Raw genomic sequence first — 25037 nt, 5'->3', positions numbered from 1 at the left:
CCGCTACGGGGCGACGGGCTCGATGACCACGATCGGGATCTCGCGGTCCGTCTTGGCCTGGTACTCGTCGTACGCGGGCCAGTGCCCGACCATCACCGGCCACAACCCGGCGCGTTCCTCGGGCGTCGCGGTGCGTGCGACGCCCTGGACGATCTTCGGGCCGACCTGGATCCGCACCTCGGGGTGGGCGCTCAGGTTCCGGTACCAGAGCGGGTGCGCGGTGTCACCGCCGTTGGACGCGACGACGAGGTAACGCCCCTGGTCCTCGCCGTAGATGAGAGGGGTGCGCACCGGATTGCCGGAGACCCGGCCGACCGTGGTGAGCAGGAGGGTCTGGGTGCCGTTCCAGAACCGGCCCTCGGCGCCGCGGGACGCGACGTACTGCTTGACGTGGTCCCGTTGCCACCCGGGCTTGGGGTCCTTGGGGTGGTCCCAGTCGATGTCGCTCATGTGGCTGCTCCTGCCTTCGGTGTCGAACGGTGGTCGTCGAACGCTGATCGAACCTCAACAACGACTCCCAACAGCCCGGGGCACGGTTTCATGCCGCGAACGGGGCATGCGACGGGGTCGCCGGCGCGGGCGGCTGCGGCAGGGTGAACCCGTCGAACAGGTCGTCCAGCGCCCGCCGGGCCACGCGGGCCGGGGTGGCGCGCACGGCGAGGTCGCGCGCCGCCACCGCGAGCGGGTTGGTGACGGCGGCGATCCGTCCGGCGCGACGGGCCCGTACCCGGAGGGCGTCGGTACGGGCGCCGCGGGCCGCGTCGTAGGCGGCCAGGGCGGTCGGGACGTCCGGCCCGTCCACCAGGTGGGCGAGCACCACCGCGTCCTCGATCGCCTGGCAGCCGCCCTGGCCGAGGTTGGGCGTCATCGCGTGCGCGGCGTCACCGATCCAGACCAGCCGGCCCAGGTGGTGGCGGGGGAGCGGGGCGGCCAGGTCGTACAGGTCGTGCTGGAGCACGGCCGCCGGGTCCATCCGCTCCAGCAGCGCGGGGATCGGGTCGTGCCAGGTACGAAAGCGCCGCAGGAGTTCCGCGCGGACGTCCGCCGGCCGGTGCCCTTCGGGGGCCACGGCGGTGGCGTAGACGTAGACCCGACCGTCGGCGAGCGGGACCGTGCCGAAGCGCTCGCCGCGCCCCCAGGTCTCGGCGGCGACGGGTTCCGCCACGGGTCGCCCGCCGTCGGACGCCGCGGCCAACACGGTGCGCCACGCGGTTTCGCCGCTATACCTCAGTCCGGGATGGTCCGGGACGTACCGGCGGCGAGTCGGGCTGTGGATGCCGTCGGCCGCGACCACGAGATCGGCGGTCAGCTCCGCCCCGCCGGCGGTGCGGACGACCGGCCGTTCACACCCGCGCCGCGGCCCGTTCGGGGCGGTTTGCCCGACGGAGGAGACGCCGGTCCCGTACCGGATCGTGCCGGCGGGGAGGGCGGCCGCCAAGGCCGCGGTCAGGGACCCGCGGTGCACGGCGAGCGGGGGTCGCCCGTACCGCGCCGCCATCGCGGCGGTGTCGGCGCGACTCAGCCACCTTCCGTCGGGTCGGCGTACGCCCATCGCCGCGGCGATGCTCCGGCCCGCGGCTCGACCCGCGTCGAAGCCGATGACGTCGAGGGCGCGCAGGGCGTTGGGCGCCAGGACGATGCCGGCGCCGACGGCCGACGGCCCGGGGGCGCGCTCGCAGACGGTGACCCGCCAGCCCCGGCGGTGCAGGGCCACCGCCGCGGTCAGCCCGCCGATTCCCGCACCCACCACGACCGCGTGACGCCCGCTGTCCGCCATGGCACACCTCTTCCCGTCCCTCGCCCCTCTACAGGTGTAGAGGGCATGACCTCACTCTACATCTGTAGAGTGAGGTCATGCCCACCCCCGAACGCGCGGTCGACCGCCGGACCCTCATCGCCGACACCGCGATCGCCCTCGTGGCCGACGGCGGCCTGCGCGGCCTGACCCACCGCGCCGTCGACGGCGTGGCCGGGCTTCCGGCGGGCAGCACCTCGTACTACTTCCGCACGCGGACCGCGCTGATCGGCGCCTGCTACGCGCGTCTCGCCGAGCTGGACCTGGCCGACTTCGACGGCGGGGCCGCCCCCGCCCTTCCCGGCCGCCCCGCCCTTCCCGACCGGGCAGCCGCCGCGGCGGCGCTCGCCGCGCTGCTCCACCGCTGGCTCACCACGGGCCGCGCCCGGCAGCTCGCGCGCTTCGAACTCAGCCTGGAGGCGGCCCGCAACCCCGAGCTGGAGAGCGAGTTCCACAGCGCCGGACTCGGCGCACGGGCCCGCGCGGCGGGAATCCTCGCGGCGCTCGGCGCGCCCCGGCCCGAGGAGGCCGCGGAGCTGCTGGTCGCCTGGAGCGACGGGCTGCTGTACGACCGGCTGATCGGGGCGACGGCCCGCTCCCGGCCGGCCCCGGAGACGGCCGAACTGACCGTGGTGGCACGCCGGATGATCGACGCGGTACTGGCCTGAGCGGGGCCGCCCCGGCATGAGGGGCGGCCCGTTCCCGCGCGGAGCGGCCCGCCCCGGAGCCCAGCGGCCCGGCCCGGCGCCGCCCCGGCGCGGCGGCGGCCCGAGCCGGTCAGTCGGACGAGCGGGTCCAGCCCGCGACCTCGATGCGGGCGGCGTCGTCGGGGCGGTCCTCGGCGAAGAGCAGCCGGGCCGGTTCCGCGACCCGGACGACATCCACGTACACCCCCCGGCCGACGTAGCGGCCGGTCGCGTCGTGGCGTACCCGCAGCCGGACCTCGCGACCGGCCCAGGCGGCCAACGGGGCTTCGAGGCGGTGCCAGACGCGGCCCGACCAGCCGCCGGCGGTGCCCTGCGGCCACTGCTCGGCCGCCCCGCCGGTGGACCGCACGGTGCTGAACGCCACCGGCTCCCAGGTCTGCCCGTCGGTCGAGGCCTCCAGGTGGAAGGCGCCCTCGCCGGGCACGGTGTCCCACCACACCGCGCAGCGCAGCCGGGCGGAGGCCGTGGTCGGGGTGAGCGGGGGCAGGGTGAGGGTGCCGGAGCCGCCCGGGGTGTTCCCCGAGAACCAGGCCGCGCCGCCGTGCCGGGTACGGACGGGGACGGCACGGGCGAACCGGTTGCCGACCGCGACCCGTGGCGCGCTGCCGGCCCGCCAGGTCCGCACCGGGTGGACGGAGTTCCCGAGCAGGATCAGGAACGAGTCGGTGGACGGGTCCAGCACCAGGGAGGTGCCGGTGAACCCGGTGTGGCCGGCGGAGTGCGGGGTGGCCATGGCTCCCATGTACCAGTGCTGGTAGAGCTCGAAGCCCAAGCCGTGGTCGTGCCCGGGGAACGCGGTGTTGTAGTCGGTGAACAGCAGCTCCACGGAGGCGGGGCGCAGGATGCGCCGGCCCGCGTAGACCCCTCCGTCGAGCAGGGTGCGGGCCAGGACGGCCAGGTCCCAGGCGGTCCCGAAGACGCCCGCGTGGCCGGCGACCCCGCCGAGGGCGTACGCGTTCTCGTCGTGGACCTCGCCCCACACCAGTCCTCGGTCAAGTCCGGACCAGGGCGGTCGCTGGATCTCGGTGGCGGCGGTGACCCGGCGCCACGAGAGCGGTGGGTTGTAACGAGTGCGGTGCATCCCGAGCGGAGCGGTGATCTCGTCGTGGAGCAGGACATCCAGAGTGCGACCGGTGATCCGTTCCAAGAGCAGTTGCAACGCGATGAGGTTCAGGTCGGAGTAGCGGTACACCGTCCCGGGCGTGTCCTGCGGCCGCACCGACCACAGCAGCTGCAGCCGGCCCTCACGTGTGGACTCCTGGTAGAAGGGCGCCCAGGACCGCAGCCCCGAGGTGTGGGTCAACAACTGACGGACCGTGACCAGTTCCTTGCCGCCACCGGTGAACTCCGGCAGGTACCGGTCCACCGGGGCCTCCAGCTCCAGCCGGCCGCGCTCCATCTGCTGCACGGCCAAGAGGGAGGTGAACAGCTTGGTCAGCGAGGCCAGGTCGAAGACGGTGTCCTCCGCCATCGGGATCCGCTCGGCCGCCGGAAACTCCCTGACCCGGTCGAGGCGCCCGTCGTAGTCCGCGTACCGGACCGCGTCGCCCATGGCCCGGTGCAGCGCGACGGTCCGCCCGCGACCGGCGAGGACCACCGCCCCCGCGTAGTACGGACGTTCGGGGGAGGGGCCCAGGAACCTGCGCGCCTCGTCCGCCACCCCTTCGAGGTGCCTCTCCAGCAGCCCGGCCTGGCGGGCGGACCCGTAGCGCAGGCGAAGTCCCTGGAGCGCGCGCCGTTCGACCGGGTTCCCGTGGGCCCCCGCGGCCCCGGGCAGCGCCGCCTGGAGGACGAGCACCCCGCCGAGGGCGAGCAGGCGGGCGCCCAGGCGCCGCCGACTCAACCCCCCGCCCCCGCTGTCGGCGCCGCCCTTCGCGACGCCCGCGCCACCACCGCCGACCGCCCCCGTGAGCTCGTTCATGACCGGTCCTCCTGTCCGCCGTCGCACCCTCACGAAGTATCTGCCCGTCCGCCGCGCGCCCCCCGCACGCACCGGCCCGCAAAGAATCTGACACAGCATCAGAAAAGCTCTTCCCTCGGCCGCCACGCTGCGGCATCCTCACGCCCATGGAGACGGAGCTGAGCAGGAAACTGGGAGTCGAGCACGCCATCTTCGGCTTCACGCCCTTCCCGGAGGTGGCCGCGGCCATCACCCGCGCGGGCGGCTTCGGGGTCCTCGGCGCGGTCCGCTACACCGCCCCCGACGACCTCAAACGCGACCTCGACTGGATGCAGGACCACACCGACGGAAAGCCCTACGGCCTCGACGTGGTCATGCCCGCCAGGAAGGCCGTCGACGGCATCAGCGAGGCCGACATCGAGGCGATGATCCCGGCCGGGCACCGGGCCTTCGTGCGCGACACCCTCGCCAAACACCACGTACCCGAACTGGCCGACGGCGAGGCCTCCGGCTGGCGCATCACCGGCTGGATGGAACAGGTCGCCCGCAACCAGCTCGACGTCGCCTTCGACTACCCGATCAAACTCCTCGCGAACGCCCTCGGTTCCCCGCCGGCCGACGTGATCGAGCGCGCCCACGACCACGGCGTCCTCGTCGCCGCCCTCGCCGGCAGCGCCAAACACGCGCGCCGGCACGCCGAGGCGGGCATCGACGTCGTCGTCGCGCAGGGCTACGAGGCCGGCGGCCACACCGGCGACATCGCCACCATGGTCCTCGTCCCCGACATCGTCGACGCCGTCGCGCCGCTCCCCGTCCTCGCCGCCGGAGGCATCGGCAGCGGAGAACAGATAGCCGCCGGCCTCGCCCTCGGCGCCCAGGGCGCCTGGCTGGGCTCGCTCTGGCTCACCACGACCGAGGCCGACCTGCACTCCCGCGCCCTCACCGAGAAGTTGTTGGCCGCCGGGTCCGGCGACACCGTCCGCTCCCGCGCCCTCACGGGCAAGCCCGCCCGCCAACTGCGCACCGAGTGGACCGACGCATGGGACGACCCCGACGGCCCCGGAGCGCTCCCCATGCCCCTCCAGGGTCTGCTCGTCGCCGAGGCCGTGTCCCGCATCCAGAAGTACGAGGTCCAGCCGCTGCTGGGCACGCCCGTGGGCCAGATCGTGGGCCGGATGAACTCCGAACGCAGTGTCCGGGCCGTCTTCGACGACCTCACCAGCGGCTTCGAACGCGCCATCGACCGCATCAACCGCATCGCCGGCCGGGCCTGAGGCGCGCGGCACCCGAGAGGAGCGAGCAGCAGCATGAGCGACGGACAACCCCCCAACGGCTTCTGGGCCCAGGCGGCCGCCGACCCCGACCGCACGGTCCTGATCACCCCGGAGGGCGAGGAGTGGACGGCGGCCCGCCTGCACGCCGACGTCAACCGGCTCGTCCACGGCCTGCGCGCCGCCGGTCTGGAGAAGGGCGACGCCTTCGCCGTGGTCCTCCCCAACGGCGTCGAGTTCTTCACCGCCTACCTCGCGGCCTCCCAGGCCGGTTTCTACCTCGTCCCGGTCAACCACCACCTCGTCGGCCCCGAGATCGCCTGGATCGTCTCCGACTCCGGGGCCAAGGTCCTGATCGCCCACGAGCGCTTCGCGGACGCCGCCACCGCCGCGGCCGACGAGGCCGGCCTGCCCGCGGGCGGGCGCTACGCCGTCGGTACCGTCCCGGGCTTCCGGCCCTACGCGCACCTCCTCGACGGGCAGCCCGGAACGCCCCCGTCGGACCGCACCCTCGGTTGGGTGATGAACTACACCTCAGGCACCACCGGTCGCCCGCGGGGCATCCGCCGGCCGCTGCCCGGAAAGCTACCGGAGGAGACCCACCTCGGCGGCTTCCTCGGCATCTTCGGCATCCGTCCCTTCGACGACAACGTCCACCTCGTCTGCTCGCCGCTCTACCACACGGCGGTCCTGCAGTTCGCCGGAGCCTCCCTGCACATCGGGCACCCGCTCGTCCTGATGGACAAGTGGACCCCGCGGGAGATGCTGCGGCTCATCGACCACCACGCCTGCACCCACACGCACATGGTCCCCACCCAGTTCCACCGCCTCCTCGCGCTGCCCCAGGAGGTGAAGGACGCGTACGACGTGTCCTCGATGCGGCACGCCATCCACGGCGCCGCCCCCTGCCCCGACCACGTCAAGCGGGCGATGATCGACTGGTGGGGCCGGTGCGTGGAGGAGTACTACGCCGCCAGCGAGGGCGGCGGCGCCTTCGCGACGGCCGAGGACTGGCTGAAGAAGCCGGGAACCGTCGGCAAGGCCTGGCCGATCAGCGAACTCGCCATCTTCGACGACGACGCGCGGCGCCTGGCGCCCGGCGAACTCGGGACCGTCTACATCAAGATGAACACCGGCGGGTTCAGCTACCACAAGGACGAGGGCAAGACGCGCAAGAACCGCATCGGCGACTTCTTCACGGTCGGAGACCTCGGCCTGATGGACGAGGAGGGCTTCCTCTTCCTCCGCGACCGCAAGATCGACATGATCATCTCGGGCGGCGTCAACATCTATCCGGCCGAGATCGAGTCCGCCCTGCTCACGCACCCCGCCGTCGCGGACGCCGCCGCCTTCGGCATCCCGAACGCGGACTGGGGCGAGGAGGTCAAGGCCGTCATCGAACCCGCCGAGGGCTTCGAGGCGGGTGACGCGCTGGCCGCCGAGATCCTCCACCACTGCGAGCGGCAACTGGCCGGCTACAAGCGCCCCAAGACGGTGGACTTCATCGAGACCATGCCGCGCGACCCCAACGGCAAGCTGTACAAGCGCCGGCTGCGCGATCCGTACTGGGAGGGCCACGCGCGCGCCCTGTGACACGCGCGCCCGTGGGGACGTCCGCCAGCGCGCCGGGGCCCCGAGGACGGCCGCCCGGCTGCTCGCCACGCCCGGGATTCCGTGAGAAAGGCCACGTCAAGGCCCTGAGGGCGGCGGTTGGGCCGCACTGGACGGACAGTTCTGGCAACTTGGCCGATATGAGTACGGCAACGCACAGATCGCCCCTGACCGACTGGACCGTCGTGGTCCCCGTGGTGGCCTTGATCGCCCTCGTCTTCAGTTGGGGACGCGATCTGCCCGGACTCGCGGTGGTACTCGTCTCCCTCTGCCTCGGCGGCGCCGTGCTCGCGGCGGTCCACCACGCCGAGGTCGTCGCCCACCGGGTGGGGGAACCGTTCGGCTCCCTGGTCCTCGCTGTCGCCGTCACCGTCATCGAAGTGGCTCTGATCGTGACGCTGATGGCCGACGGCGGCCCCAAGACCGCCTCCCTGGCCCGGGACACCGTCTTCGCGGCCGTCATGATCACCTGCAACGGCATCGTCGGTCTGTCCCTGCTCGTCGGAGCCCTGCGCAACCGCGTCGCCGTCTTCAACGCCGAGGGATCCGGGGCCGCCCTCGCCACCGTCGCCACCCTCGCCACCCTCAGCCTCGTCCTGCCGACCTTCACCACCTCGAAGCCGGGGCCGGAGTTCTCCACCGCCCAACTGACCTTCGCGGCCTGCGCCTCACTCGCCCTCTACGGCCTGTTCGTCGCCGTCCAGACGGTCCGGCACCGCGACTACTTCCTGCCCGTGGACACCAAGCGCCGCCGGGCGGAGGCGGCCGAGGCCGCGGCGGCCGCCGCCGCGGGCGAGGAGGACGAGCACGCGGCCCCGCCCACCTCCCGCGCCGCCCTGATCAGCCTCGGTCTGCTCCTCGTCGCCCTCGTCGCCGTGGTCGGCGACGCCAAGGCGGTCTCCCCGACCATCGAGCGCGGCGTCGCCAACGCCGGACTGCCCAACGCCGTCGTCGGTGTGATCATCGCCCTGCTGGTGCTGGCCCCCGAGACCCTGGCCGCCGTCCGCGCCGCCCGCCGCGACCGCGTCCAGACCAGCCTCAACCTCGCCTACGGCTCCGCGATCGCCAGCATCGGCCTCACCATCCCCGCCATCGCCCTGGCCACGATCTGGCTCTCCGGTCCGCTGCTGCTCGGCCTCGGCCCGATCCACATGGTGCTGCTCGCCCTCACCGTGGTGGTGAGCGCCCTGACCATCGTGCCCGGCCGGGCCACCCTGCTCCAGGGCGGAGTCCACCTCGTACTGCTCGCCGCGTACCTCTTCCTCGCGGTCAGCCCCTGACCCGTCCGCACGCGACGCGGCCCCCGGGACGGACACACCGTCCCGGGGGCCGCGCCGACCTCCGGGCGTCAGCGCCGCTCGCGCGGCCACACCACCCGCAGCGCCGGCGAGGTGAGGATGTCCCGCTCGCAGTACCGGGCCTTCACCCAACGCTCCCGCGAGAACAGCGCGGTCTGGTCCGCGTGGAACGGGGAGTTCGGGTTCGCCGACTGGCCGTACGTCAGCAGCGTGCGCGCCACCGGGCAGCCACCGCCGTCCCAACCGACCGCCTGCATGTGACTGGAACCGTGCGCGACCTCCGGGTAGCCGCCGGCCGACGCGTTCCACGGCGCCTCGATCTTGTTCCAGACGCCCAGTGCCTCGGTGCCACCGCCCACCGGCAGCCTGCGGCCGTCGCGCACCACGAACTGGTGCTCGCCCAGCGGCGCGTCCAGGGCGAACCCGGCCGTCCTCAACTCCGCGACCGTGTCCGCGAGAGCCCTGCCGATACCGGGCGCCGCCCGGTTCAACGTGCGCGGCGTGCGCACCGGATCGGCCGCCGAGAACGGCACCGACCACAGGTCCCTGGCCGGGGTGCTCGCCGTGAGCCTGCGCCAGAACCGGTCGAAGAGCAGCGCGCCGCGACTGGAGACGTTCGCCGTACGGTCCCAGCCCGCCAGCACCCCGCAGGCCGCCGAGACGTCCACCGCCGCACCGTCGCTTCCGGTCGCCGTGCCCCCGGGCAGGGCCGCGCACGCCTTCGCCGCGTCGGCCGCCGCCAGGTCACCGGCCGGGACCCGGTTCGCGTACTGCTGCCGCTCCAGATCGGCCACCGTCAGCCGGCCCCTCGCGACCATCGCCGACACGTCCTCCAGCGCGCCGCGCGTACGCAGCGAGCGCGGGCCGGCGGCCGTGCCCCAGATCCGCTCGTACCCGGTCAGCGGCCGGTCCGCGTTGGCGAGCCACGCGCTGTCGTTCGAGTTCTCGGCGTACGGGGCGTCACGCAGCGTCGGTGCCCGGGCCGGGCCGAAGATCCCCGGTTGGACCGCGTCCGGGTCGGAGCCGAGCGCGCACTCGCCGCGCGAACCGTCCAGCACGGCCAGCCCCGAGGAGGGGTACGTGGCCTGACCGAGCGGGGTGGAACAGCGCGCGGCGAGCTCGTCGGTGATCCGCGGCAGCACCTGGCCCTGCGTGAAGAGGGTGCCGCCCGCCGAGTCCGCGGCGATCGTGTTGACCCAGGGCAGCCCCTGGGTGCGCTTCAGGGCGTCCTGGATCCCACCGACCGAACGGGCCCTGCCCAGGGCGAGCGTGGTGTCGGAGCCGCGCAGGTTCCGGGAGTTGGGGTCGTTCAGCGCGTACGCGGTGGACCTCGTCCAGGGCAGCGGCAGGCCCGCGCCGAGGTCGGCGCTCGATCATGCCGGTGCCCGTCCTGGAACGGCTGCGGGCCCGGCTGCCCGCCCTCGCGTTCTACAACTGCTTCGGGCAGAGCGAGATCGGCCCCCTGGCCACGGTGCTGGGACCCGCGGAACACGAGGGCCGGATGGACTCGTGCGGCCGACCGGTGCGCCACGTCGAGGCGAAGGTCGTCGACGAGGACGGAGCCGACGTCGCGGACGGGGTCGCGGGCGAGGTGGTCTACCGGTCGCCGCAGTTGTGCCTCGGCTACTGGAACGATCCCGAGGCGACGAAAAAGGCCTTCCGGGACGGCTGGTTCCGCTCCGGGGACCTGGCGGTACGGGACGCGGAGGGCTACTTCACCGTCGTCGACCGGGTGAAGGACGTCATCAACTCGGGCGGGGTGCTGGTCGCCTCACGCCAGGTGGAGGACGTCCTGTACACCCACCCCGGCGTGATGGAGGCCGCCGTGGTCGGCCTGCCCGACGCGCGGTGGATCGAGGCGGTCACGGCCGTGGTGGTGCCGCGCGGGGAAGTCACGGAGGCGGAGCTGATGGAGTACGCCCGCGAGAAGCTCGCCCACTTCAAGGCCCCCAAGCGGGTGCTCTTCGTGGACGCGCTGCCCCGCAACGCCAGCGGCAAGATCCTCAAGCGGGAACTCCGGGACCGCCTCGGCGGACAGGACGTCTGAGGGGTGGCAGGCGGCGGGCCGGAGCGCGGCGAACGGGCGCCGACCGGGACGCCGCGACGCCGGGTCCGCGCCGGCGGGCGACGGGGGAGAGGGCCCCGAGGGCGCCCGCCCTACTCCGGCGGAAGGCCCGAGCGGTGGAGGCGGCGCAGGGTGAGGCGTTCGTGGAGCAGGCGGCCGACGAGGGCGCCGCCGTAGACCACGAAGCCGATTCCGACCAGCCAGGACTGCACGACCAGCAGGGTGCCGAACGGGCCGTACGTCACCGCGTTCGAGGCGATCAGCGGGGAGAACACCAGCTGTGAGAAGACCCGCAGCCCGAGCAGACCGACACTGGTGGCCACGGCTCCCGGGAGCAGGGCGCGCCAGCGGACGCGCCCGCCCAGCAGGAGCCGCTGGGAGGACCAGAAGAACAGGACGGTGCCCACCAGGTCGATGATGGTGCCGACCACGCGGCCGATCACGTCGAGCGGCGGGGAGGGGATCCCCACGAGCATCGCGAGGTAGCAGACCAGCAGGGCCAGCCACACCACGTGTCGCCACATGGTGTGCCAGCGGGCCGTGGGCAGGTCCCACACCTTCTCGTACCCCGTCTGCACGGCCGAGCCGAAGGTCAGGCCGAACACGGCGACCGCGGCGAGCCCGAAGGCCGTCGTCCGCTCCAGCGCCAGATCCGCGGATCCGAACAACACCTCGACCCGGGCCCGCGAGGACGCCGTCACGCCCAGGGCCTGGCCCAGCCACCGGCCGAAGCCGTAGCCACTGCCGGGGGCGGCGGCCGCGACGACCACCAGCAGCGGCACCAGGGTGAGGAACCCGAGGGCGGCGAAGCCCATCGCCCGGTGCATCAGCTCCATCTGACGACCCCGGCTCCAGGCCAGCCCGGCGAGGGAGGCCTGGAGCCGGTCGTGCAACGGCCGGGGCTTCGGGGTCACGCACACTGGCCTACCCGGGAGGGCCCGGGGCCCTCCCGCGCACGCCCCCAAGTGGGCCCGAAGGGGTGGTTTCCGGCATCCACGCGGCTGAGGGGCCGGCGCGGTGCCCGCGGCCGGGCGGTGCCCGCGGTTCCGGCGGTGCCCACGGTGCCGGCGGGGTGCCCACGGTGCCGGCGGGGTGCCCGCGGTCCGCGGTGCCCGCGGTCCGGCGCGGTGTCTACGGTCTGGCGCGGAGGTCCCGCACCCGCTTGATCTTGCCCACCGAGCGCTCCAGGGTCTCCGGATCCACCACCTCGACGCGGACGGACACCCCGACGCCCTCCTTCACCGCTCGGACCACCTCCGCGGCCGCCTGCTCGCGGCGGTCGCGATCGGTGTCCCGCCGGGCCTCCACCCGTACGGTCAGGGTGTCCAGCCGGCCCTCGGTGGTCAGCCGCAGCTGGAAGTGCGGGGCCAGGCCGGGGACACGCAGCAGGATCTCCTCCACCGCGGTGGGATAGAGGTTCACCCCCCGCAGGATGATCATGTCGTCGCTGCGGCCGGTGATCTTCTCCATCCGGCGGAAGGCGGGCCGGGCCGTACCGGGCAACAGGCGCGTCAGGTCCCGGGTCCGGTACCGGATGATCGGCATGGCCTCCTTGGTGAGGGAGGTGAACACCAGCTCTCCCGGCTCTCCGTCCGGCAGCACCGCCCCGGTCAACGGGTCGACCACCTCGGGGAAGAAGTGGTCCTCCCAGATGTGCAGGCCGTCCTTGGTCGACGCGAACTCCTGGGCCACGCCGGGGCCCATCACCTCGGACAGGCCGTAGATGTCCACGGCGTCCATGTCCAGCCGCTCCTCGATCTCCCGCCGCATCCCCTCCGTCCACGGCTCCGCACCGAAGATCCCCGTGCGCAGCGAGGTGGAGCGGGGATCGATGCCCTGGCGTTCCATCTCGTCCAGCAGGGTGAGCATGTAGGACGGGGTCACCATGATGACCTCCGGTCGGAAGTCCTGGATCAGCCGGACCTGGCGGTCGGTCATGCCCCCCGAGGCCGGCACGACCGTACAGCCGAGCCGCTCCGCGCCGTAGTGCGCGCCGAGGCCGCCGGTGAAGAGGCCGTAGCCGTAGGCGACGTGCACGATCTGGCCGGGACGGCCGCCCGCCGCGCGGATGGACCGGGCCACCACGTCGGCCCAGGTGGACAGGTCCCCGTCGGTGTAGCCGACGACCGTGGGCCGTCCGGTGGTCCCGCTGGAGGCGTGGATGCGCCGCACCTCGGAGCGCGGCACGGCGAACATCCCGAAGGGGTACTGGTCGCGCAGATCGGACTTGGTGGTGAACGGGAAGTGGGCGAGGTCGGCCAGGGACCGGCAGTCGTCGGGATGCAGACCGGCCTTCTCGAACGCCTGCCGGTAGTGGGGCACGTGGTCGTAGGCGCGGTGCAGGGTCGCGCGCAGCCGCCTCAGCTGGAGGGCGGCCAGCTCATCGCCGCTCAACCGCTCGCTCTTGTCATGGATGTCCGCGTGCGCCGTCATGCCGTCACCTCATCGCCTGCCAACCGACCGATCATTCGGTAGAGTGCCAGGCCCTCGGTGGTCAAAGCAATGACTCGAACGAGTGGTCGCCTTGTTTCCCGGAACATGCGGCCCCCCGGGCGGCCCGGGGAGGGCGGCCCGGCGTGCCGACGGGGAGTCGCCGTGCCACGCTGAAACGGGGGTTCTCGCCGGTCCGGCACGTCGGGCCGGCGCCGCGACCTAGGAGACCGAGATGGCCAGTGACCCCGTAGGACAGCGGGCGGGCCACGTGCACACGCACCCCACGCACGCGACCGCCTCCGGTACCACCGTCCTGGCAGCGACCCTGATGATCATCGCCGGGGCGATGGCGATCCTCGAAGGGATCGCGGCCCTCGTCAACGACGACCTGTTCGTCGTCACCCGCCACTACGTCTACGAGTTCAGCGCGACCGGCTGGGGCTGGGTCCACCTCATCGTGGGCGTCGCCCTCGTCGTCGCCGGCTGCGCCGTGCTCGGCGGCGCCCTGTGGGCGCGCTTCTTCGGTGTCGCCGTCGCCAGTCTGGGAGTGGTGGCCAACTTCCTGTGGCTCCCGTTCTACCCCTTGTGGGCGCTTGTGCTGATCGCCGTCAACCTCGTCGTCATCTGGGCCCTGTGCACGGGCATGCACCGCGAAGCGGACGCGGGCCGGGTCGCGTCCGGTTGAACGGGCCGCCGCGCGCGGCGGGCGGCGGGCCGACCTGCGGCGTACGGTCGAAGCAGGAGCCCCCGCCCGAGGACCGGGCGTCCCGGTCGCGGAGGCCCGAAGGGAGGCGACGGCATGGCCGTCATCGACCCCGCGGTATCGGTACGGCTCGGCGCCCCCGGCGCCCGCCGTCTGGTCGGGCTGCTCGCCGAGGTCGCCCAGCTGCTGGAGCAACCGGGCCCGCCCCGCCTCACCGACGAACAGACCGCCGTGATCGGCCAGGGCACGGCCCGAGCCGAGCTGGCGGTCTGGGCCCGCGGACTGGCCGCCGAACTTCGCGCCCAGCTGTAACCGCCCGAACGACGTCCGGGGCCGACCGCCCGGCGGACCGGGTGGTTCACTGGCGGCATGCCGCTCGAAGACTACGGAGTGTTGTCCGGGACCCTCCACCGCCATTTCCGCGACGAGCCCGACACCCAGGGGCGCTGGTTCCACGTCAATCTGGAGGTCGACACCCCCGCGGGTCGCCACCGGTGCGCGATCGACGTGGACAGCAAGGAATCCGCCACCGGGGTGCGATGGAAGGTCATCACCCTCGCCGCCTCGGTGGTCGATCCCGCGTCCGCACTGCCGCCCGGCTTCCACGAACTCGCCCGCACCTCGGGCTCGGGCGCCGTCGACTACCTGCGCCACCCCGCGCTGCGCCCGCGGACCGGGTGCGGGATCGGCCGGCTCCGGACGCTCCTGGACCGGCTGAGCCCGCCGCGCCCCTGGGTCGCCGGTTCCCATCTGGAGGCCTCGCGCGCCCTGGAGCCGATCCTCGTGCCGGGCAGGCCGATCCTCGTCTTCGGGGAGCCCTTCTCCCACGGCGGTCTCGGCGTGCACAACGTCCACCAGAACCAGGGCGACCCGTACGGCAGCCAGTGGTGGGCGGACAACGGGACCTGGCAGGACGGTGCGACGATGACCCGCCGCGACGACGGGCAGTACGACGTGTTCCTGTCGAAGTTCTCCACGCAGGCCGACCGCACCGACGCCGACGGCCACCCGGTGGCCTGACCGGCGGCCCACCGGCTCGCCGGCCGGGGTGCGCCGTCCCGACCGGCGGGCGTCAGGGGCCGGTGTCCGCCTCCGTGGCCACCGACTTCGCCCAGCGGTAGTCCGCCTTGCCGCTGGGCGAGCGCTGGATCGCGGGGGCGATGACCAACTGGCGCGGGATCTTGTACCCCGCCAGCCTGGTGCGACAGTGGGCCTGTATCTCGTCCAGCGTCGGTTCGCCCGCCCCGTCCCGGATCTGGACCACCGCCGCCACGTGACTGCCCCACCTCGGGTCCGCCACGCCGGCGACCAGGGCGTCGTACACGTCCGGGTGGGACTTCAGCGCCTGCTCGACCTCCTCCGGATACACCTTCTCCCCGCCGGTGTTGATGCACTGCGAGCCGCGGCCGAGGACGGTGACGATGCCCCGCGCGTCCACCGTGGCCATGTCACCGAGCAGCACCCACCGCTCCTCGCCCTTCCGGAAGAAGGTCTCCGCGGTCTTGGCCGGGTCGTTGTAGTAGCCGAGCGGCACGTGTCCCCGCTGCGCCAGCCGGCCCGGCTCGCCGACCGGCACCGGCTCGTGCGTCACCGGATCCACCACCTGCGTACGGTCGTTGACCTCCAGGCGGAAGCCGTTCTCCGGACCGGAGTCGTTCGTGGCCTTCCCGTTCGACCCGGACTCGGACGAGCCGAAGTTGTTCAGCAGCATCACGTGCGGCACGAGCCGCTGGAACTCGGCGCGCACGGTCTCCGACATGATCGCGCCCGACGAGGAGACGCTGAACAGGGACGACAGGTCGGTGCCCCGCAGCGGCCCGTTCAGGGCGTCGATGAGCGGCCGCAACATCGCGTCGCCCACCAGGGACACGCTGGAGACCTTCTCCTTCTCGATCGTCCGCAGCACCTCCTCGGGCGCGTACTTGCGGTGGATGACCACCCGTTGCCCGTAGTTGAAGGCGATGAACGAGGTCAGCGTGGAGGTGCCGTGCATCAGCGGAGGAGCGGGGAAGAAGGTGAGCCCGGCGCCGCGCGCGGCCACCCGCTCGGCGAGTTCCTCCGGCCGCTTCACCGGCTCCCCGGAGGGCTCCCCGCCGAACAGCCCCGCGAAGAAGAGGTCCTCGGCCCGCCACATGACGCCCTTGGGCATCCCGGTCGTACCGCCGGTGTAGATGATGAACAGGTCGTCGGGGGAGCGCGGCGGGAAGCCGCGTTCGGGGGAACCGGCCGCCGCCGCGTCCGCGTACGGGACGGGTGCGATCGAGGGCTCCGGCGCCCCCTCGGGGGCCGCGCCGACCCGGATCAGGTGCCGCAGTCCCGTCGTCTGTGGCAGCGCGGCCGCCACCCGCTCGGTGAACTCGCCCTCGAAGACGAGCGCGGCGAGGTCGGCGTCGTTGTAGAGGTAGACCAGTTCCTCCTCCACGTACCGGTAGTTGACGTTCACCGGCACCAGCCGGGCCTTGAGGCAGGCCAGCACGGTCTGGAGGTACTCGACCCCGTTGTAGAGATGCAGCCCCAGGTGTTCGCCGGCCTTCAGTCCGCTGTCGAGCAGGTGGTGCGCGACGCGGTTCGCCGCCGCGTCCAGTTCCGCGTACGTCAGGCGGTGCTCGGCGCCGGTCCCGGGATGGTCCACGTACACCAGGGCCTCGCGGTCCGGGACCACGTCCACGACCGACTCGAACAGGTCGGCAAGGTTGTACTCCACCGTTCCTCCTGACCCGAAAAACCCCATGGGTGGGCTGCTCGGCGGTCATTAGAGCGCCGCTCATGCCAACTGGGAAGGGCGCAGGACAAGAAAACTGACTGTGTGTCAGAAAACTATTGAACTGCACTCGCCCCTCCTGCAACCTGTTCTAGGTCTTGAGACGGGAGGACGGCAATGGGTGGGACCGAACACCTGACCGTGGAACGCCGCGGAGCCACGCTGGTGCTCACCATGAACAGGCCGGAAGCGAAGAACGCGCTCTCGCTTCCGCTGCTGGTGGGCCTGTACGACGGCTGGCTGGAGGCCGACGCCGACGACGCGATCCGCTCCGTGGTCCTGACGGGCGCGGGCGGCGACTTCTGCGCGGGCATGGACCTGAAGGCGCTGGCCGGGAAGGGCATGGCGGGCGATCAGTACCGGGAACGCCTCAAGGCCGACCCCGACCTGCACTGGAAGGCCATGCTCCGCCACCACCGACCGCGCAAACCGGTGATCGCGGCCGTCGAGGGCTACTGCGTGGCCGGTGGCACCGAGATCCTCCAGGGCACCGACATCCGGGTCGCCGGCGCCGGTGCCACCTTCGGGCTGTTCGAGGTCAAACGGGGCCTCTTCCCGATCGGCGGCTCGACGGTGCGGCTGCCCCGGCAGATCCCGCGCACGCACGCGCTGGAGATGCTGCTCACCGGACGCCCGTACGCGGCCGAGGAGGCCGCCCGGATCGGGCTCATCGGACGGGTGGTGCCGGACGGCACGGCGCTGGACGCGGCCCTGGAGATCGCCGAGCGGGTCAACGCCTGCGGGCCGCTGGCCGTCGAGGCCGTCAAGGCCTCCGTCTACGAGAGCGCCGAACTCACCGAGACGGAGGGGCTGGCTGCCGAACTCACCCGGGGATGGCCGATCTTCGACACGGCCGACGCGAAGGAAGGAGCCCGGGCCTTCGCGGAGAAACGACCTCCGGTCTACAAGCGCGGCTGACCCCACACGCGCCGGACACCGACACGTCCACCGTCCCCCACCCCCCGGAGAAAACGGAGTCCCCTCCATGACAGCAGCCGCGTCCCCACCCGAGGTGCTGCGCGCACCCCTCGTCGTCGAGTTCCCCTTCACCCGCTCCCTCGGCCCCGTGCAGAGCGCCTTCCTCACCGGCCTGCGCGAACGGGTCGTCCTCGGCGTCACCACGTCCGACGGCAAGGTGATGGTCCCGCCCGTCGAGTACGACCCCGTCACCGCCGAGGAGATCCGCGACCTGGTCGAGGTGTCCGCGACCGGGACCGTCACCACCTGGGCCTGGAACGACGAGCCACGCCCGCAGCAGCCCCTGACCACCCCCTTCGCCTGGGTCCTCGTGCGACTCGACGGCGCCGACACCGCGATCCTGCACGCCCTCGACGCGCCCGACCCGGCGTCGGTGGCCACCGGCATGCGGGTCCGGATCCGCTGGGCGGCGGACCGCGTCGGGGCCATCACCGACATCGCCTGCTTCGAACCGGACGACACCCCGGCCGGCCCCGCCGCCTCCCCGCACGCCTCCCCGCACGACGGGGCCTTCGCGGACCCGGTCACCGGCATCGTCGCCGAGGCCCGCCTGGACTACACGTACAGTCCCGGCCGCGCCCAGACCGCCTACATCAACGCCCTCTCCGAGCGGCGGACCGTCGGCGAGCGCTGCCCCTCCTGCCACAAGGTCTACGTGCCCCCGCGCGGCGCCTGCCCGACCTGCGGGGTGGCCACCACCGACCGGGTCGAGGTCGGCCCCGCCGGAACGGTCACCACGTACTGCATCGTCAACATCAAGGCGCGCAACCTCGACATCGAAGTCCCCTACGTCTACGCCCACATCGCGCTCGACGGCGCGGACCTGGCCCTCCACGGCCGCATCGGCGGCATCCCCTACGACCAGGTCCGCATGGGCCTGCGCGTCGAACCCGTGTGGACCGAGGGCGGGCGCCACCCCGACCACTATCGCCCCACCGGCGAACCGGACGCCGACTACGACGTGTACAAGGAGCTCATCTGATGGCCAGGACGAGCAGGCACGCGCGCGACGTGGCCGTCGTCGCCTTCGCGCAGAGCGACCACCGGCGCGACACCGACGACCTCAGCGAAGTCGAGATGGTCATGCCGGTCCTGCACCGGGTGCTGGCCGGTACCGGGCTGAAGACCGGCGAGATCGGCTTCACCTGCTCCGGCTCCAGCGACTACCTGGCGGGCAGGGCCTTCTCCTTCACCATGACCCTCGACGGGGTCGGCGCATGGCCGCCGATCTCCGAGTCGCACGTGGAGATGGACGGCGCCTGGGCCCTGTACGAGGCCTGGGTCAAGATCCAGACGGGCGAGGTCGACACCGCGCTCGTCTACGCGTACGGGAAGTCCTCGCCGGGATCGGTGCGCGACGTCATGACCCGGCAGCTCGACCCGTACTACCTCGCCCCGCTCTGGCCCGACTCGGTGGCCCTGGCCGCCCTCCAGGCACGGGCGCTGATCGACTCGGGCGAGACCGACGAGCGCGCCCTGGCCGCCATCGGAGCCCGCAGCCGGACCTCCGCCGAGACCAACCCGCACGCCCAACTCAGGGGAACCGTGCCCCAGGGCGACTACCAGGTGGCTCCGCTGCGCACCGGCGACTGCCCGCCCATCGGCGACGGCGCCGCCGCCATCGTCCTGGCCGCGGGGGACGTCGCCCGGCGGCTGTGCGAGCGGCCCGCCTGGATCACCGGCATCGACCACCGCATCGAGGCGCACGGTCTCGGGCTGCGCGACCTCACCGACTCCGTGTCCACCCGGATCGCCGCCGAGCAGGCCGGGGTCTTCGAGGGCCCCGTGGACACGGCCGAACTCCACGCGCCCTTCTCCTCCCAGGAGGTGGTGCTCCGCAAGGCGCTCGGACTCGGCGACGACGTGAACGTCAACCCGTCCGGCGGGGCGCTCGCCGCCAACCCGGTCATGGCCGCGGGTCTGATCCGCATCGGCGAGGCCGCCGCCCGCATCCACCGCGGCGAGTCCGACCGGGCCGTCGCCCACGCCACCTCCGGTCCCTGCCTCCAACAGAACCTGGTCGCCGTCCTGGAAGGGGACCGCACATGAGCAAGGAGCCCGTGGCCGTCGTCGGCATCGGCCAGACCAAGCACGTCGCCGCCCGACACGACGTGTCCATCGCCGGACTCGTGCGCGAGGCGGCCGTACGCGCCCTGGCGGACGCCGAGTTGACCTGGGCGGACATCGACGCGGTCGTCATCGGCAAGGCCCCCGACTTCTTCGAGGGCGTGATGATGCCGGAGCTGTACCTGGCGGACGCCCTTGGCGCGGTCGGCAAACCCATGCTCCGCGTCCACACGGCCGGTTCGGTGGGCGGATCCACCGCCCTCGTCGCCATGAACCTGGTGGCGGCGCGCGTCCACCGGACCGTCCTGACCCTGGCGTTCGAGAAGCAGTCCGAGTCCAACGCCATGTGGGGCCTCTCGCTTCCGGTGCCCTTCCAGCAGCCGCTGCTGGCGGGAGCCGGCGGATTCTTCGCGCCGCACGTGCGCGCCTACATGCGGCGCACCGGGGCCCCCGACACGGTCGGCTCGCTCGTCGCCTACAAGGACCGGCGCAACGCCCTGAAGAACCCGTACGCCCACCTGCACGAGAACGACATCACCCTGGAGAAGGTCCAGGCCTCGCCCATGCTGTGGGACCCGATCCGGTACTCCGAGACCTGCCCCTCCTCGGACGGGGCCTGCGCGATGATCCTCACCGACCGCGAGGGGGCCGCACGCTCGCCGAGGCCGCCGGCCTGGGTGCACGGCGGGGCGATGCGCAGCGAGCCGACACTCTTCGCCGGCAAGGACTTCGTGTCCCCGCAGGCGGGCAAGGACTGCGCGGCCGACGTCTACCGGCAGGCAGGCATCAGCGATCCCCGCCGCGAGATCGACGCGGTGGAGATGTACGTGCCGTTCTCCTGGTACGAGCCGATGTGGCTGGAGAACCTGGGCTTCGCGGCCGAGGGCGAGGGCTGGAAGCTCACCGAGGCCGGGGTCACCGAACTCGACGGCGACCTGCCCGTCAACCCGTCGGGCGGTGTCCTGTCCACCAATCCGATCGGCGCCTCCGGCATGATCCGCTTCGCGGAGGCGGCGCTCCAGGTCCGCGGCCAGGCCGGCGAACACCAGGTCGCGGACGCCCGACGGGCCATGGGGCACGCCTACGGCGGCGGCGCGCAGTTCTTCGCGATGTGGCTGGTGGGAGCCGAAGAGCCCACCGGCTGAACGCCATTCGATGTCCGGGCGGGGCGCCGGGCCGGCCACCGGTGTCCCGTCGCGGCCTGTGCGGCACCCGCCGGCGTGGTTAATCTTGCCCTCGGACGACGTACCGGGAGGAGCACGCACGTGGCCGAGAGCATGACTTCGCAGCCCCTCGCAGGCTGGGACAAGCCGGACCTCGATCTGAGCGGGGCGGACTGGCGGTCGAGCAGCGGGGGAGCGGGTGACGTCCAGATCGCCTTCGTGGAGGGGTTCATCGCGATGCGCAACAGCGGGCGTCCCGACAGCCCGTCGTTGATCTTCGCGCCGGACGAGTGGCGCAGGTTCGTCCTGGACGCGCGGGGCGGCGAGTTCGACCTGACGTAGGCGCGGCCGTCGGGGGCGCGACCGCCGCCCCCGCGGCCCTACGGCGCGACCGGGGCCGGGTTCGCGGCGGGCCGACGCCGCCACACCAGGGGCCACCACAGGGCGAGCACCAGGAGCCACACCAGGTGCCCGGCCCGGGCCTCCCGGGCCGTCAGGCCCACCGCCAGGACCAGGACCACGGGCGGACCGGCCAACAACAGCGCCCACGGCACGCTCCGTCCCGAACGGGCCGCCGCCGCCCCCGCGATGACGAGGTACAGGGCGAGACTGCCGCACATCAACCAGCGCACCCGATCCGGCACGGCCGTGTCGGTGTACGCGACCGAGTCGCCCAGGGCCGCCGCCAGCGCCGCCACCGACCCCGCCACGAAGCAGTGCGGCGGCAGCGTGAGTCGTACGGGCAGGGCGCCCGGAGCCAGCAGCGGCACCCCGTCCGAACCGTGCCGCAGCGACAGCGACCACACCAGGATCAGCAGCAGGAACGCGCCGGTCCCCACCACGTACAGCGCGGAGTCCCACTCCGCCTCCGAGGCCTCGGACACCGTCTGCGCGATCCCCTCGCCCAAGACGATCAGCACGAACAGGCCCAGCCGTTCACCGAGGTGCGGAGCGTCGGTGTAGGCGGCGCGCAGCTTCCGGTGCGGCCGGTGCCCCGTCCGCACCGCGGCGTCCTCGTCCCCGTCCCCCGCCCGGCCCGCCGGGGACTTCGAGGAGACCGCGAACATCACCACCAGGTCGATGGCCAACCCGAGCGCCCACAGCGCGTACCGGGCCGTCCCGTCGAACCACATCGACACCACCCACGGCGTCAGCCCCAACCCCAGGCGGGTGATCGGCAGGTCCGCCACGTACTCCCGGCGCCGCTCCCAGGCCTTCCCGGCCAGCGTCCGCACGAGGATGTAGGCGAGCGCGAACGCCGCGGCCTGTTCCCCCTCCCGCACACCGTGCACCGCGGCCGCCATCACGGCCAGCCCGAACATGCCGGCCAGCACCCTCCACACCCGGACCTGACCGCGGGTGACGTTGCCGTACACCGTGAACAGCATCCAGCCCGTCCAGAACGCCAGGAACATCACCGCGTACAGCCCCAGGTCGGTCCACGCGGGGCCGCCGTGCAGCAGATGGGCCAGCTGGGCCACCCCGGCCACCGCCGTGAGGTCGAAGAACAGTTCCAGCCAGGAGGCGTGACGCTCGCTCTGCTCGTTCTCCGCCGGGGGTGCCGAATCGGTCATATGGGGATGATAGGTAGGGTTGCTCCATGAGCGGAGAGAGCGACCTGCGGAAACTGCTGGGCGGCATGCGACCGGAACTCAACGAGGGCACCTACGTCTTCTGCGCCGTCGCGGGCCCCACCGCACCCGACGGGCTCGCCCCCGTCGCGACCGTCCTGGAACCCGAGGGACTCACCGTCGTCCTGCGCCGCGAGGACGCCGACGGGGCCGGACTCGCCTACGACTACACCGCCGGATGGATCACCCTGCGCGTGCACTCCGCACTCGACGCGGTCGGCCTCACCGGAGCCTTCGCAGCCGAACTCGCCGCGCACGGCCTCAGCTGCAACGTCATCGCCGGGTACCGCCACGACCACCTCTTCGTGGCCGCCGAGCGGGCCGCCGAGGCCGTCGCCGTACTGGAAGGACTGGCGGTCCGCTCGGCGCACTGAACAGACCCTCCCGGAGGGTCGGAGAACCGCCGGGCCCGTACGCGGCGCACGATGTTCGAACGCGAAGCGGAACTCGCCGCCGTGGACGAGGATTTGAAGCGGCTCACCGCACCGGGCCCGGACGGCCGCGGAGCGAGCGGCCGGCCGGGACGGCCCGCCCCCCGGCCCGCCCCCCGCCGCGTTACGTGCGGCCGCCGGCCCGTTCCGCCCGCGCCGGCTGTTCGTACGCCGACCCGCGGGCGCGGAAGGCCGCGACGGCGGGCGAGCGGTGCAGCGCCCTGGACACCGCCACCAGGTTCGGGACCGGGGTGACGTCGCCCTCGGGAGCCGCCGGCGCCGCCGTACCGGCGGCCCGCCCCGCGCCCGAGCGCGACAGACTGCGGATCGCGGCGACCACGGCCACGGCCTCGGCCGTCGCGGCGGCCCGCGCCGGACTCTCGCTCCGGGCGACGGCCTCCTGGAAGGCCCTGCGCCGCACCTCGGGATCCAGGTACGGCTGGAGCTTGAGCAGTCCGTCGTTGATCCGGGTCCGCCGTTGGACCAGCCGCCGGCTCAGCGAGGAGCGCCGGGGAAGCCTGAGACCGCTCCCGTCGATGACGGCCAGTTCGGCCGCGAACGCGCCCAGGGACCGGTACTGCCGGAAGTCCTGCCAGAGCCGCTGGAGCGCCTCGCCCGCGTGCGGCAGGACGAAGCCGACCGCGACGAACAGCGCGCACACCGACGCGACCGGCGGAGCCACGTAGGTACTGAGCCAGTCCAGGTCGTGGCCCGTCCAGCGGGCGACCACCGCCGTCAGCTTCAACGTGTCGTAGCCGACGTTCAGCAGGAACCCGACGACCAGGAGCACCAGCCCCGCGCGCAGCCAGCCCGAGACCTGCCGCAGCCAGGTCCAGGTGACCGAGGCCGTGATCACGCCCGCGACGGTGTGGGCCAGCAGGTAGAGAAGGATGTGCTCGCGCATCCACGGCGTGGTGGCGTAGTAGGTGTCCAGGTCCCGCAGCCGCTCGACCGGCACGTCGGCGAGCGCGAAGGTGCCCCACAACCCGGCGACCGCCGCGCAGTAGACGAGGCCGATGACGCGCGTGGTCCGCCGCACCCGGAGCGGATCGCCGCCCCGCCAGTGGATCACCATGACCAGGCACGAGGCGCAGAACAGCGTGAGCACCGTGTAGACCACCGGGGCCGCGACGTTGCTGATCCCCGAGAGGCGGTTCATCGTCGCCAGGGTCTGCGGCCGGCCGAAGTAGAACACCGCGGAACCCAGCACGAGCAGACCGCCGACGTTGCGCACGTTGGGGTCGATCCGCCAGAAACGGATCATGACCGGCAGTCGGATCGCGAAGGCGAGGGTGAGGATCGCCGCCGGAATCAGGTACGGGATGTAGAAGGCGTCCGAGGTCACCGGAACCCGATCGGTCCGCGGCCGCCGAGGGCGTTGCCGATCCGTCCGGCGACGTCGTCACGGCGGGCGGCGCCGGCGGTCGTGTCCGAGGAGGTCAGCCAACCCCGGCAGCGGTCCCCGAGCAGCAGCCCGAACGTCTCCGCCTCCATCTCGTCCGCGTCCTCGTAGTGGGAACGCGCCGCGACGGTGGCGTACGTCAGGTCGGGGCTGCCCGGCAGGGACCGGGCGGCCGCCGCGGGACCGAGACCGTGCACGCTGCCGTGCCCGGCCCGCATGTGCCACAGCTCGTGTCCGAGGATGACGAGCTGGTGGTCCGGCGTCGTGTGCTTCTCCACGACGACGATGTCGTACTCCTCCATGTTCAGCCAGAGTCCCGACGTGGTGAGCTCCGGCGGGAACCGTTCGAAGCGCAGCAGGATGGGGCGCCCGCCGCGCAGCGCGCTCATCGCGTCGCACAGCGCACGGAAGAGGGTGTGCGGCTCCGCGGTCGACTCCAGGTCGAGCGGGGCGGTCAGCGCGTTGCAGAGCTTGCGCATGGCCCGGGCCACGCTCATACTCCCCCCTCCCCTGTGGACACCTCGCACACCGCGGACGACGACGCGGTGGCGGCTTTGACGTGCAGTGTCCCCCGGCTCGGGGCGGGGGCCTCCCCCCGAGGACGGATGGATACCGGTCCGTGACACCGACCCGGCGGCCGGCATCCGGTGCTCGCACGCGTCTGAGCGGGCGTCACGGCGGGAGACGGAACGGACTCGGCCATCTGCCTGCCCTTCCTCGGACCAGCGGCCGATCGTCGATGTGCGCGTCGCGGACAAGCGTAAGTCGTTGAAAACGCAAGATCCATACCGGTCAACCCGCGATGTCGGTTCGAACGCCAC

General features: G+C 72.9%; 22 protein-coding genes and 2 pseudogenes. 14 read left to right on the top strand and 10 right to left on the bottom strand.

The features are described 5' to 3' along the window. Nucleotides 1–3: 3 nt before the first annotated feature. Together ACIRO3_RS07385 and ACIRO3_RS07380 are read right to left on the bottom strand one after the other, a co-directional pair. Nucleotides 4–450, bottom strand: coding sequence for a nitroreductase family deazaflavin-dependent oxidoreductase (locus ACIRO3_RS07385; RefSeq protein ID WP_404133514.1), 447 nt, complete (start codon nt 448–450; stop codon nt 4–6). Nucleotides 451–538: 88 nt separating this feature from the next. Next, complete coding sequence (locus ACIRO3_RS07380) at nt 539–1777, bottom strand: FAD-dependent oxidoreductase (protein WP_404133511.1); 1239 nt, start codon at nt 1775–1777, stop codon at nt 539–541. 77 nt (nt 1778–1854) lie between these two features. Between ACIRO3_RS07380 and ACIRO3_RS07375 the strand changes: the two genes are divergently transcribed. Continuing rightward, nucleotides 1855–2463, top strand: a complete 609-nt coding sequence (locus ACIRO3_RS07375; protein ID WP_404133508.1) for a TetR/AcrR family transcriptional regulator — start codon at nt 1855–1857, stop codon at nt 2461–2463. A 109-nt stretch (nt 2464–2572) separates the two neighbouring features. On the opposite strand, the gene ACIRO3_RS07370 is transcribed toward ACIRO3_RS07375, so the two are convergent. Further along, nucleotides 2573–4423: a serine hydrolase gene (locus ACIRO3_RS07370; protein WP_404133506.1), complete on the bottom strand. Its 1851-nt coding sequence runs from the start codon at nt 4421–4423 to the stop codon at nt 2573–2575. A 146-nt stretch (nt 4424–4569) separates the two neighbouring features. On the opposite strand from ACIRO3_RS07370, the gene ACIRO3_RS07365 reads away from it, so the two are divergent. The 3 genes from ACIRO3_RS07365 to ACIRO3_RS07355 all read left to right on the top strand — a co-directional run bounded on the left by ACIRO3_RS07365 (nt 4570) and on the right by ACIRO3_RS07355 (nt 8564). Then, complete coding sequence (locus ACIRO3_RS07365; protein WP_366146834.1) at nt 4570–5676, top strand: nitronate monooxygenase family protein; 1107 nt, start codon at nt 4570–4572, stop codon at nt 5674–5676. A gap of 33 nt (nt 5677–5709) precedes the next feature. Next, nucleotides 5710–7266, top strand: a complete 1557-nt coding sequence (locus tag ACIRO3_RS07360; protein ID WP_404133503.1) for an acyl-CoA synthetase — start codon at nt 5710–5712, stop codon at nt 7264–7266. Between the two features lie 158 nt (nt 7267–7424). Further along, entirely contained in the window at nt 7425–8564 is a 1140-nt protein-coding gene (locus ACIRO3_RS07355) for an ionic transporter y4hA (RefSeq protein WP_361776875.1), read from the top strand. 68 nt (nt 8565–8632) lie between these two features. Here the strand turns inward: ACIRO3_RS07355 and ACIRO3_RS07350 are convergent. Beyond that, nucleotides 8633–9943 (bottom strand): annotated as a pseudogene (locus ACIRO3_RS07350) (penicillin acylase family protein); the annotation flags it as partial. A gap of 8 nt (nt 9944–9951) precedes the next feature. Here ACIRO3_RS07350 and ACIRO3_RS07345 point away from each other — a divergent pair. Then, nucleotides 9952–10629 (top strand): annotated as a pseudogene (locus ACIRO3_RS07345) (AMP-binding protein); the annotation flags it as partial. Nucleotides 10630–10739: 110 nt separating this feature from the next. On the opposite strand, the gene ACIRO3_RS07340 reads toward ACIRO3_RS07345, so the two are convergent. Then, entirely contained in the window at nt 10740–11561 is an 822-nt protein-coding gene (locus ACIRO3_RS07340; protein ID WP_404133500.1) for a YhjD/YihY/BrkB family envelope integrity protein, read from the bottom strand. A gap of 217 nt (nt 11562–11778) precedes the next feature. Next, complete coding sequence (paaK, locus tag ACIRO3_RS07335) at nt 11779–13080, bottom strand: phenylacetate--CoA ligase PaaK (RefSeq protein ID WP_404133498.1); 1302 nt, start codon at nt 13078–13080, stop codon at nt 11779–11781. Between the two features lie 232 nt (nt 13081–13312). Here paaK and ACIRO3_RS07330 point away from each other — a divergent pair, with 232 nt between their 5' ends. From ACIRO3_RS07330 to ACIRO3_RS07320, 3 genes are all read left to right on the top strand, one after another. Further along, on the top strand, nt 13313–13765 hold the full coding sequence (locus ACIRO3_RS07330; RefSeq protein ID WP_365996679.1) for a hypothetical protein: 453 nt from the start codon (nt 13313–13315) through the stop codon (nt 13763–13765). Nucleotides 13766–13879: 114 nt separating this feature from the next. Then, the gene (locus tag ACIRO3_RS07325) at nt 13880–14095 is read left to right on the top strand and encodes a hypothetical protein (RefSeq protein WP_361776888.1); all 216 of its coding nucleotides are present in this window, start codon (nt 13880–13882) and stop codon (nt 14093–14095) included. 57 nt (nt 14096–14152) lie between these two features. Then, complete coding sequence (locus ACIRO3_RS07320; RefSeq protein WP_404133495.1) at nt 14153–14803, top strand: DUF2278 family protein; 651 nt, start codon at nt 14153–14155, stop codon at nt 14801–14803. A 52-nt stretch (nt 14804–14855) separates the two neighbouring features. On the opposite strand, the gene ACIRO3_RS07315 is transcribed toward ACIRO3_RS07320, so the two are convergent. Further along, nucleotides 14856–16487 (bottom strand): acyl-CoA synthetase, encoded by a 1632-nt coding sequence (locus ACIRO3_RS07315; RefSeq protein WP_404133492.1) that lies wholly within the window; start codon nt 16485–16487, stop codon nt 14856–14858. A gap of 174 nt (nt 16488–16661) precedes the next feature. On the opposite strand from ACIRO3_RS07315, the gene ACIRO3_RS07310 reads away from it, so the two are divergent. From ACIRO3_RS07310 to ACIRO3_RS07290, 5 genes are all read left to right on the top strand, one after another. Then, nucleotides 16662–17462 carry a crotonase/enoyl-CoA hydratase family protein gene (locus ACIRO3_RS07310; protein WP_404133489.1) on the top strand — a complete coding sequence of 267 codons (801 nt, stop codon included), beginning with the start codon at nt 16662–16664 and terminating at the stop codon, nt 17460–17462. Nucleotides 17463–17529: 67 nt separating this feature from the next. After that, a complete protein-coding gene (locus ACIRO3_RS07305; protein ID WP_404133486.1) occupies nt 17530–18504 on the top strand; it encodes a Zn-ribbon domain-containing OB-fold protein in 975 nt (324 codons plus the stop codon). After that, nucleotides 18504–19571 (top strand): thiolase domain-containing protein, encoded by a 1068-nt coding sequence (locus tag ACIRO3_RS07300; protein WP_404133483.1) that lies wholly within the window; start codon nt 18504–18506, stop codon nt 19569–19571. The genes ACIRO3_RS07305 and ACIRO3_RS07300 overlap by 1 nt, the downstream gene beginning before the upstream one ends. Next, entirely contained in the window at nt 19568–20734 is a 1167-nt protein-coding gene (locus ACIRO3_RS07295; RefSeq protein WP_404133481.1) for a thiolase domain-containing protein, read from the top strand. Before ACIRO3_RS07300 ends, ACIRO3_RS07295 begins: the two co-directional genes overlap by 4 nt. A gap of 132 nt (nt 20735–20866) precedes the next feature. Further along, a complete protein-coding gene (locus ACIRO3_RS07290) occupies nt 20867–21094 on the top strand; it encodes a DUF397 domain-containing protein (RefSeq protein WP_404134107.1) in 228 nt (75 codons plus the stop codon). Nucleotides 21095–21132: 38 nt separating this feature from the next. Here ACIRO3_RS07290 and ACIRO3_RS07285 read toward each other — a convergent pair whose 3' ends face one another. After that, nucleotides 21133–22326: a low temperature requirement protein A gene (locus tag ACIRO3_RS07285; protein WP_404133478.1), complete on the bottom strand. Its 1194-nt coding sequence runs from the start codon at nt 22324–22326 to the stop codon at nt 21133–21135. Between the two features lie 26 nt (nt 22327–22352). Here ACIRO3_RS07285 and ACIRO3_RS07280 point away from each other — a divergent pair, with 26 nt between their 5' ends. After that, a complete protein-coding gene (locus tag ACIRO3_RS07280; RefSeq protein WP_404133475.1) occupies nt 22353–22757 on the top strand; it encodes an ACT domain-containing protein in 405 nt (134 codons plus the stop codon). 181 nt (nt 22758–22938) lie between these two features. Here ACIRO3_RS07280 and ACIRO3_RS07275 read toward each other — a convergent pair whose 3' ends face one another. After that, nucleotides 22939–24159, bottom strand: coding sequence for a DUF6545 domain-containing protein (locus ACIRO3_RS07275; protein WP_361776917.1), 1221 nt, complete (start codon nt 24157–24159; stop codon nt 22939–22941). Then, nucleotides 24156–24695 carry a toxin-antitoxin system, toxin component gene (locus tag ACIRO3_RS07270; RefSeq protein ID WP_404134105.1) on the bottom strand — a complete coding sequence of 180 codons (540 nt, stop codon included), beginning with the start codon at nt 24693–24695 and terminating at the stop codon, nt 24156–24158. Before ACIRO3_RS07270 ends, ACIRO3_RS07275 begins: the two co-directional genes overlap by 4 nt. Nucleotides 24696–25037 lie beyond the last annotated feature (342 nt).

The sequence above is a fragment of the Streptomyces sp. NPDC102278 genome (assembly GCF_044766345.1).
In the GTDB taxonomy this organism is placed as follows: Bacteria; Actinomycetota; Actinomycetes; order Streptomycetales; family Streptomycetaceae; genus Streptomyces.
The sequence above is the reverse complement of the archived record's forward strand: the minus strand, read 5'-3'. Positions and strand labels throughout refer to the sequence as shown.

Excerpts from the sequence above, each read along its gene's own strand:
- ACIRO3_RS07365 (WP_366146834.1), top strand. The coding sequence starts at position 4,570 with ATGGAGACGGAGCTGAGCAGGAAACTGGGAGTCGAGCACGCCATCTTC.
- ACIRO3_RS07360 (WP_404133503.1), top strand. The coding sequence starts at position 5,710 with ATGAGCGACGGACAACCCCCCAACGGCTTCTGGGCCCAGGCGGCCGCC.
- ACIRO3_RS07370 (WP_404133506.1), bottom strand. The coding sequence starts at position 4,423 with ATGAACGAGCTCACGGGGGCGGTCGGCGGTGGTGGCGCGGGCGTCGCG.
- ACIRO3_RS07310 (WP_404133489.1), top strand. The coding sequence starts at position 16,662 with ATGGGTGGGACCGAACACCTGACCGTGGAACGCCGCGGAGCCACGCTG.
- ACIRO3_RS07280 (WP_404133475.1), top strand. The coding sequence starts at position 22,353 with ATGAGCGGAGAGAGCGACCTGCGGAAACTGCTGGGCGGCATGCGACCG.
- ACIRO3_RS07325 (WP_361776888.1), top strand. The coding sequence starts at position 13,880 with ATGGCCGTCATCGACCCCGCGGTATCGGTACGGCTCGGCGCCCCCGGC.
- ACIRO3_RS07375 (WP_404133508.1), top strand. The coding sequence starts at position 1,855 with ATGCCCACCCCCGAACGCGCGGTCGACCGCCGGACCCTCATCGCCGAC.
- ACIRO3_RS07305 (WP_404133486.1), top strand. The coding sequence starts at position 17,530 with ATGACAGCAGCCGCGTCCCCACCCGAGGTGCTGCGCGCACCCCTCGTC.
- ACIRO3_RS07330 (WP_365996679.1), top strand. The coding sequence starts at position 13,313 with ATGGCCAGTGACCCCGTAGGACAGCGGGCGGGCCACGTGCACACGCAC.
- ACIRO3_RS07300 (WP_404133483.1), top strand. The coding sequence starts at position 18,504 with ATGGCCAGGACGAGCAGGCACGCGCGCGACGTGGCCGTCGTCGCCTTC.
- ACIRO3_RS07285 (WP_404133478.1), bottom strand. The coding sequence starts at position 22,326 with ATGACCGATTCGGCACCCCCGGCGGAGAACGAGCAGAGCGAGCGTCAC.
- ACIRO3_RS07295 (WP_404133481.1), top strand. The coding sequence starts at position 19,568 with ATGAGCAAGGAGCCCGTGGCCGTCGTCGGCATCGGCCAGACCAAGCAC.
- ACIRO3_RS07355 (WP_361776875.1), top strand. The coding sequence starts at position 7,425 with ATGAGTACGGCAACGCACAGATCGCCCCTGACCGACTGGACCGTCGTG.
- paaK (WP_404133498.1), bottom strand. The coding sequence starts at position 13,080 with ATGACGGCGCACGCGGACATCCATGACAAGAGCGAGCGGTTGAGCGGC.
- ACIRO3_RS07380 (WP_404133511.1), bottom strand. The coding sequence starts at position 1,777 with ATGGCGGACAGCGGGCGTCACGCGGTCGTGGTGGGTGCGGGAATCGGC.
- ACIRO3_RS07270 (WP_404134105.1), bottom strand. The coding sequence starts at position 24,695 with ATGCGCAAGCTCTGCAACGCGCTGACCGCCCCGCTCGACCTGGAGTCG.
- ACIRO3_RS07320 (WP_404133495.1), top strand. The coding sequence starts at position 14,153 with ATGCCGCTCGAAGACTACGGAGTGTTGTCCGGGACCCTCCACCGCCAT.
- ACIRO3_RS07385 (WP_404133514.1), bottom strand. The coding sequence starts at position 450 with ATGAGCGACATCGACTGGGACCACCCCAAGGACCCCAAGCCCGGGTGG.
- ACIRO3_RS07290 (WP_404134107.1), top strand. The coding sequence starts at position 20,867 with ATGACTTCGCAGCCCCTCGCAGGCTGGGACAAGCCGGACCTCGATCTG.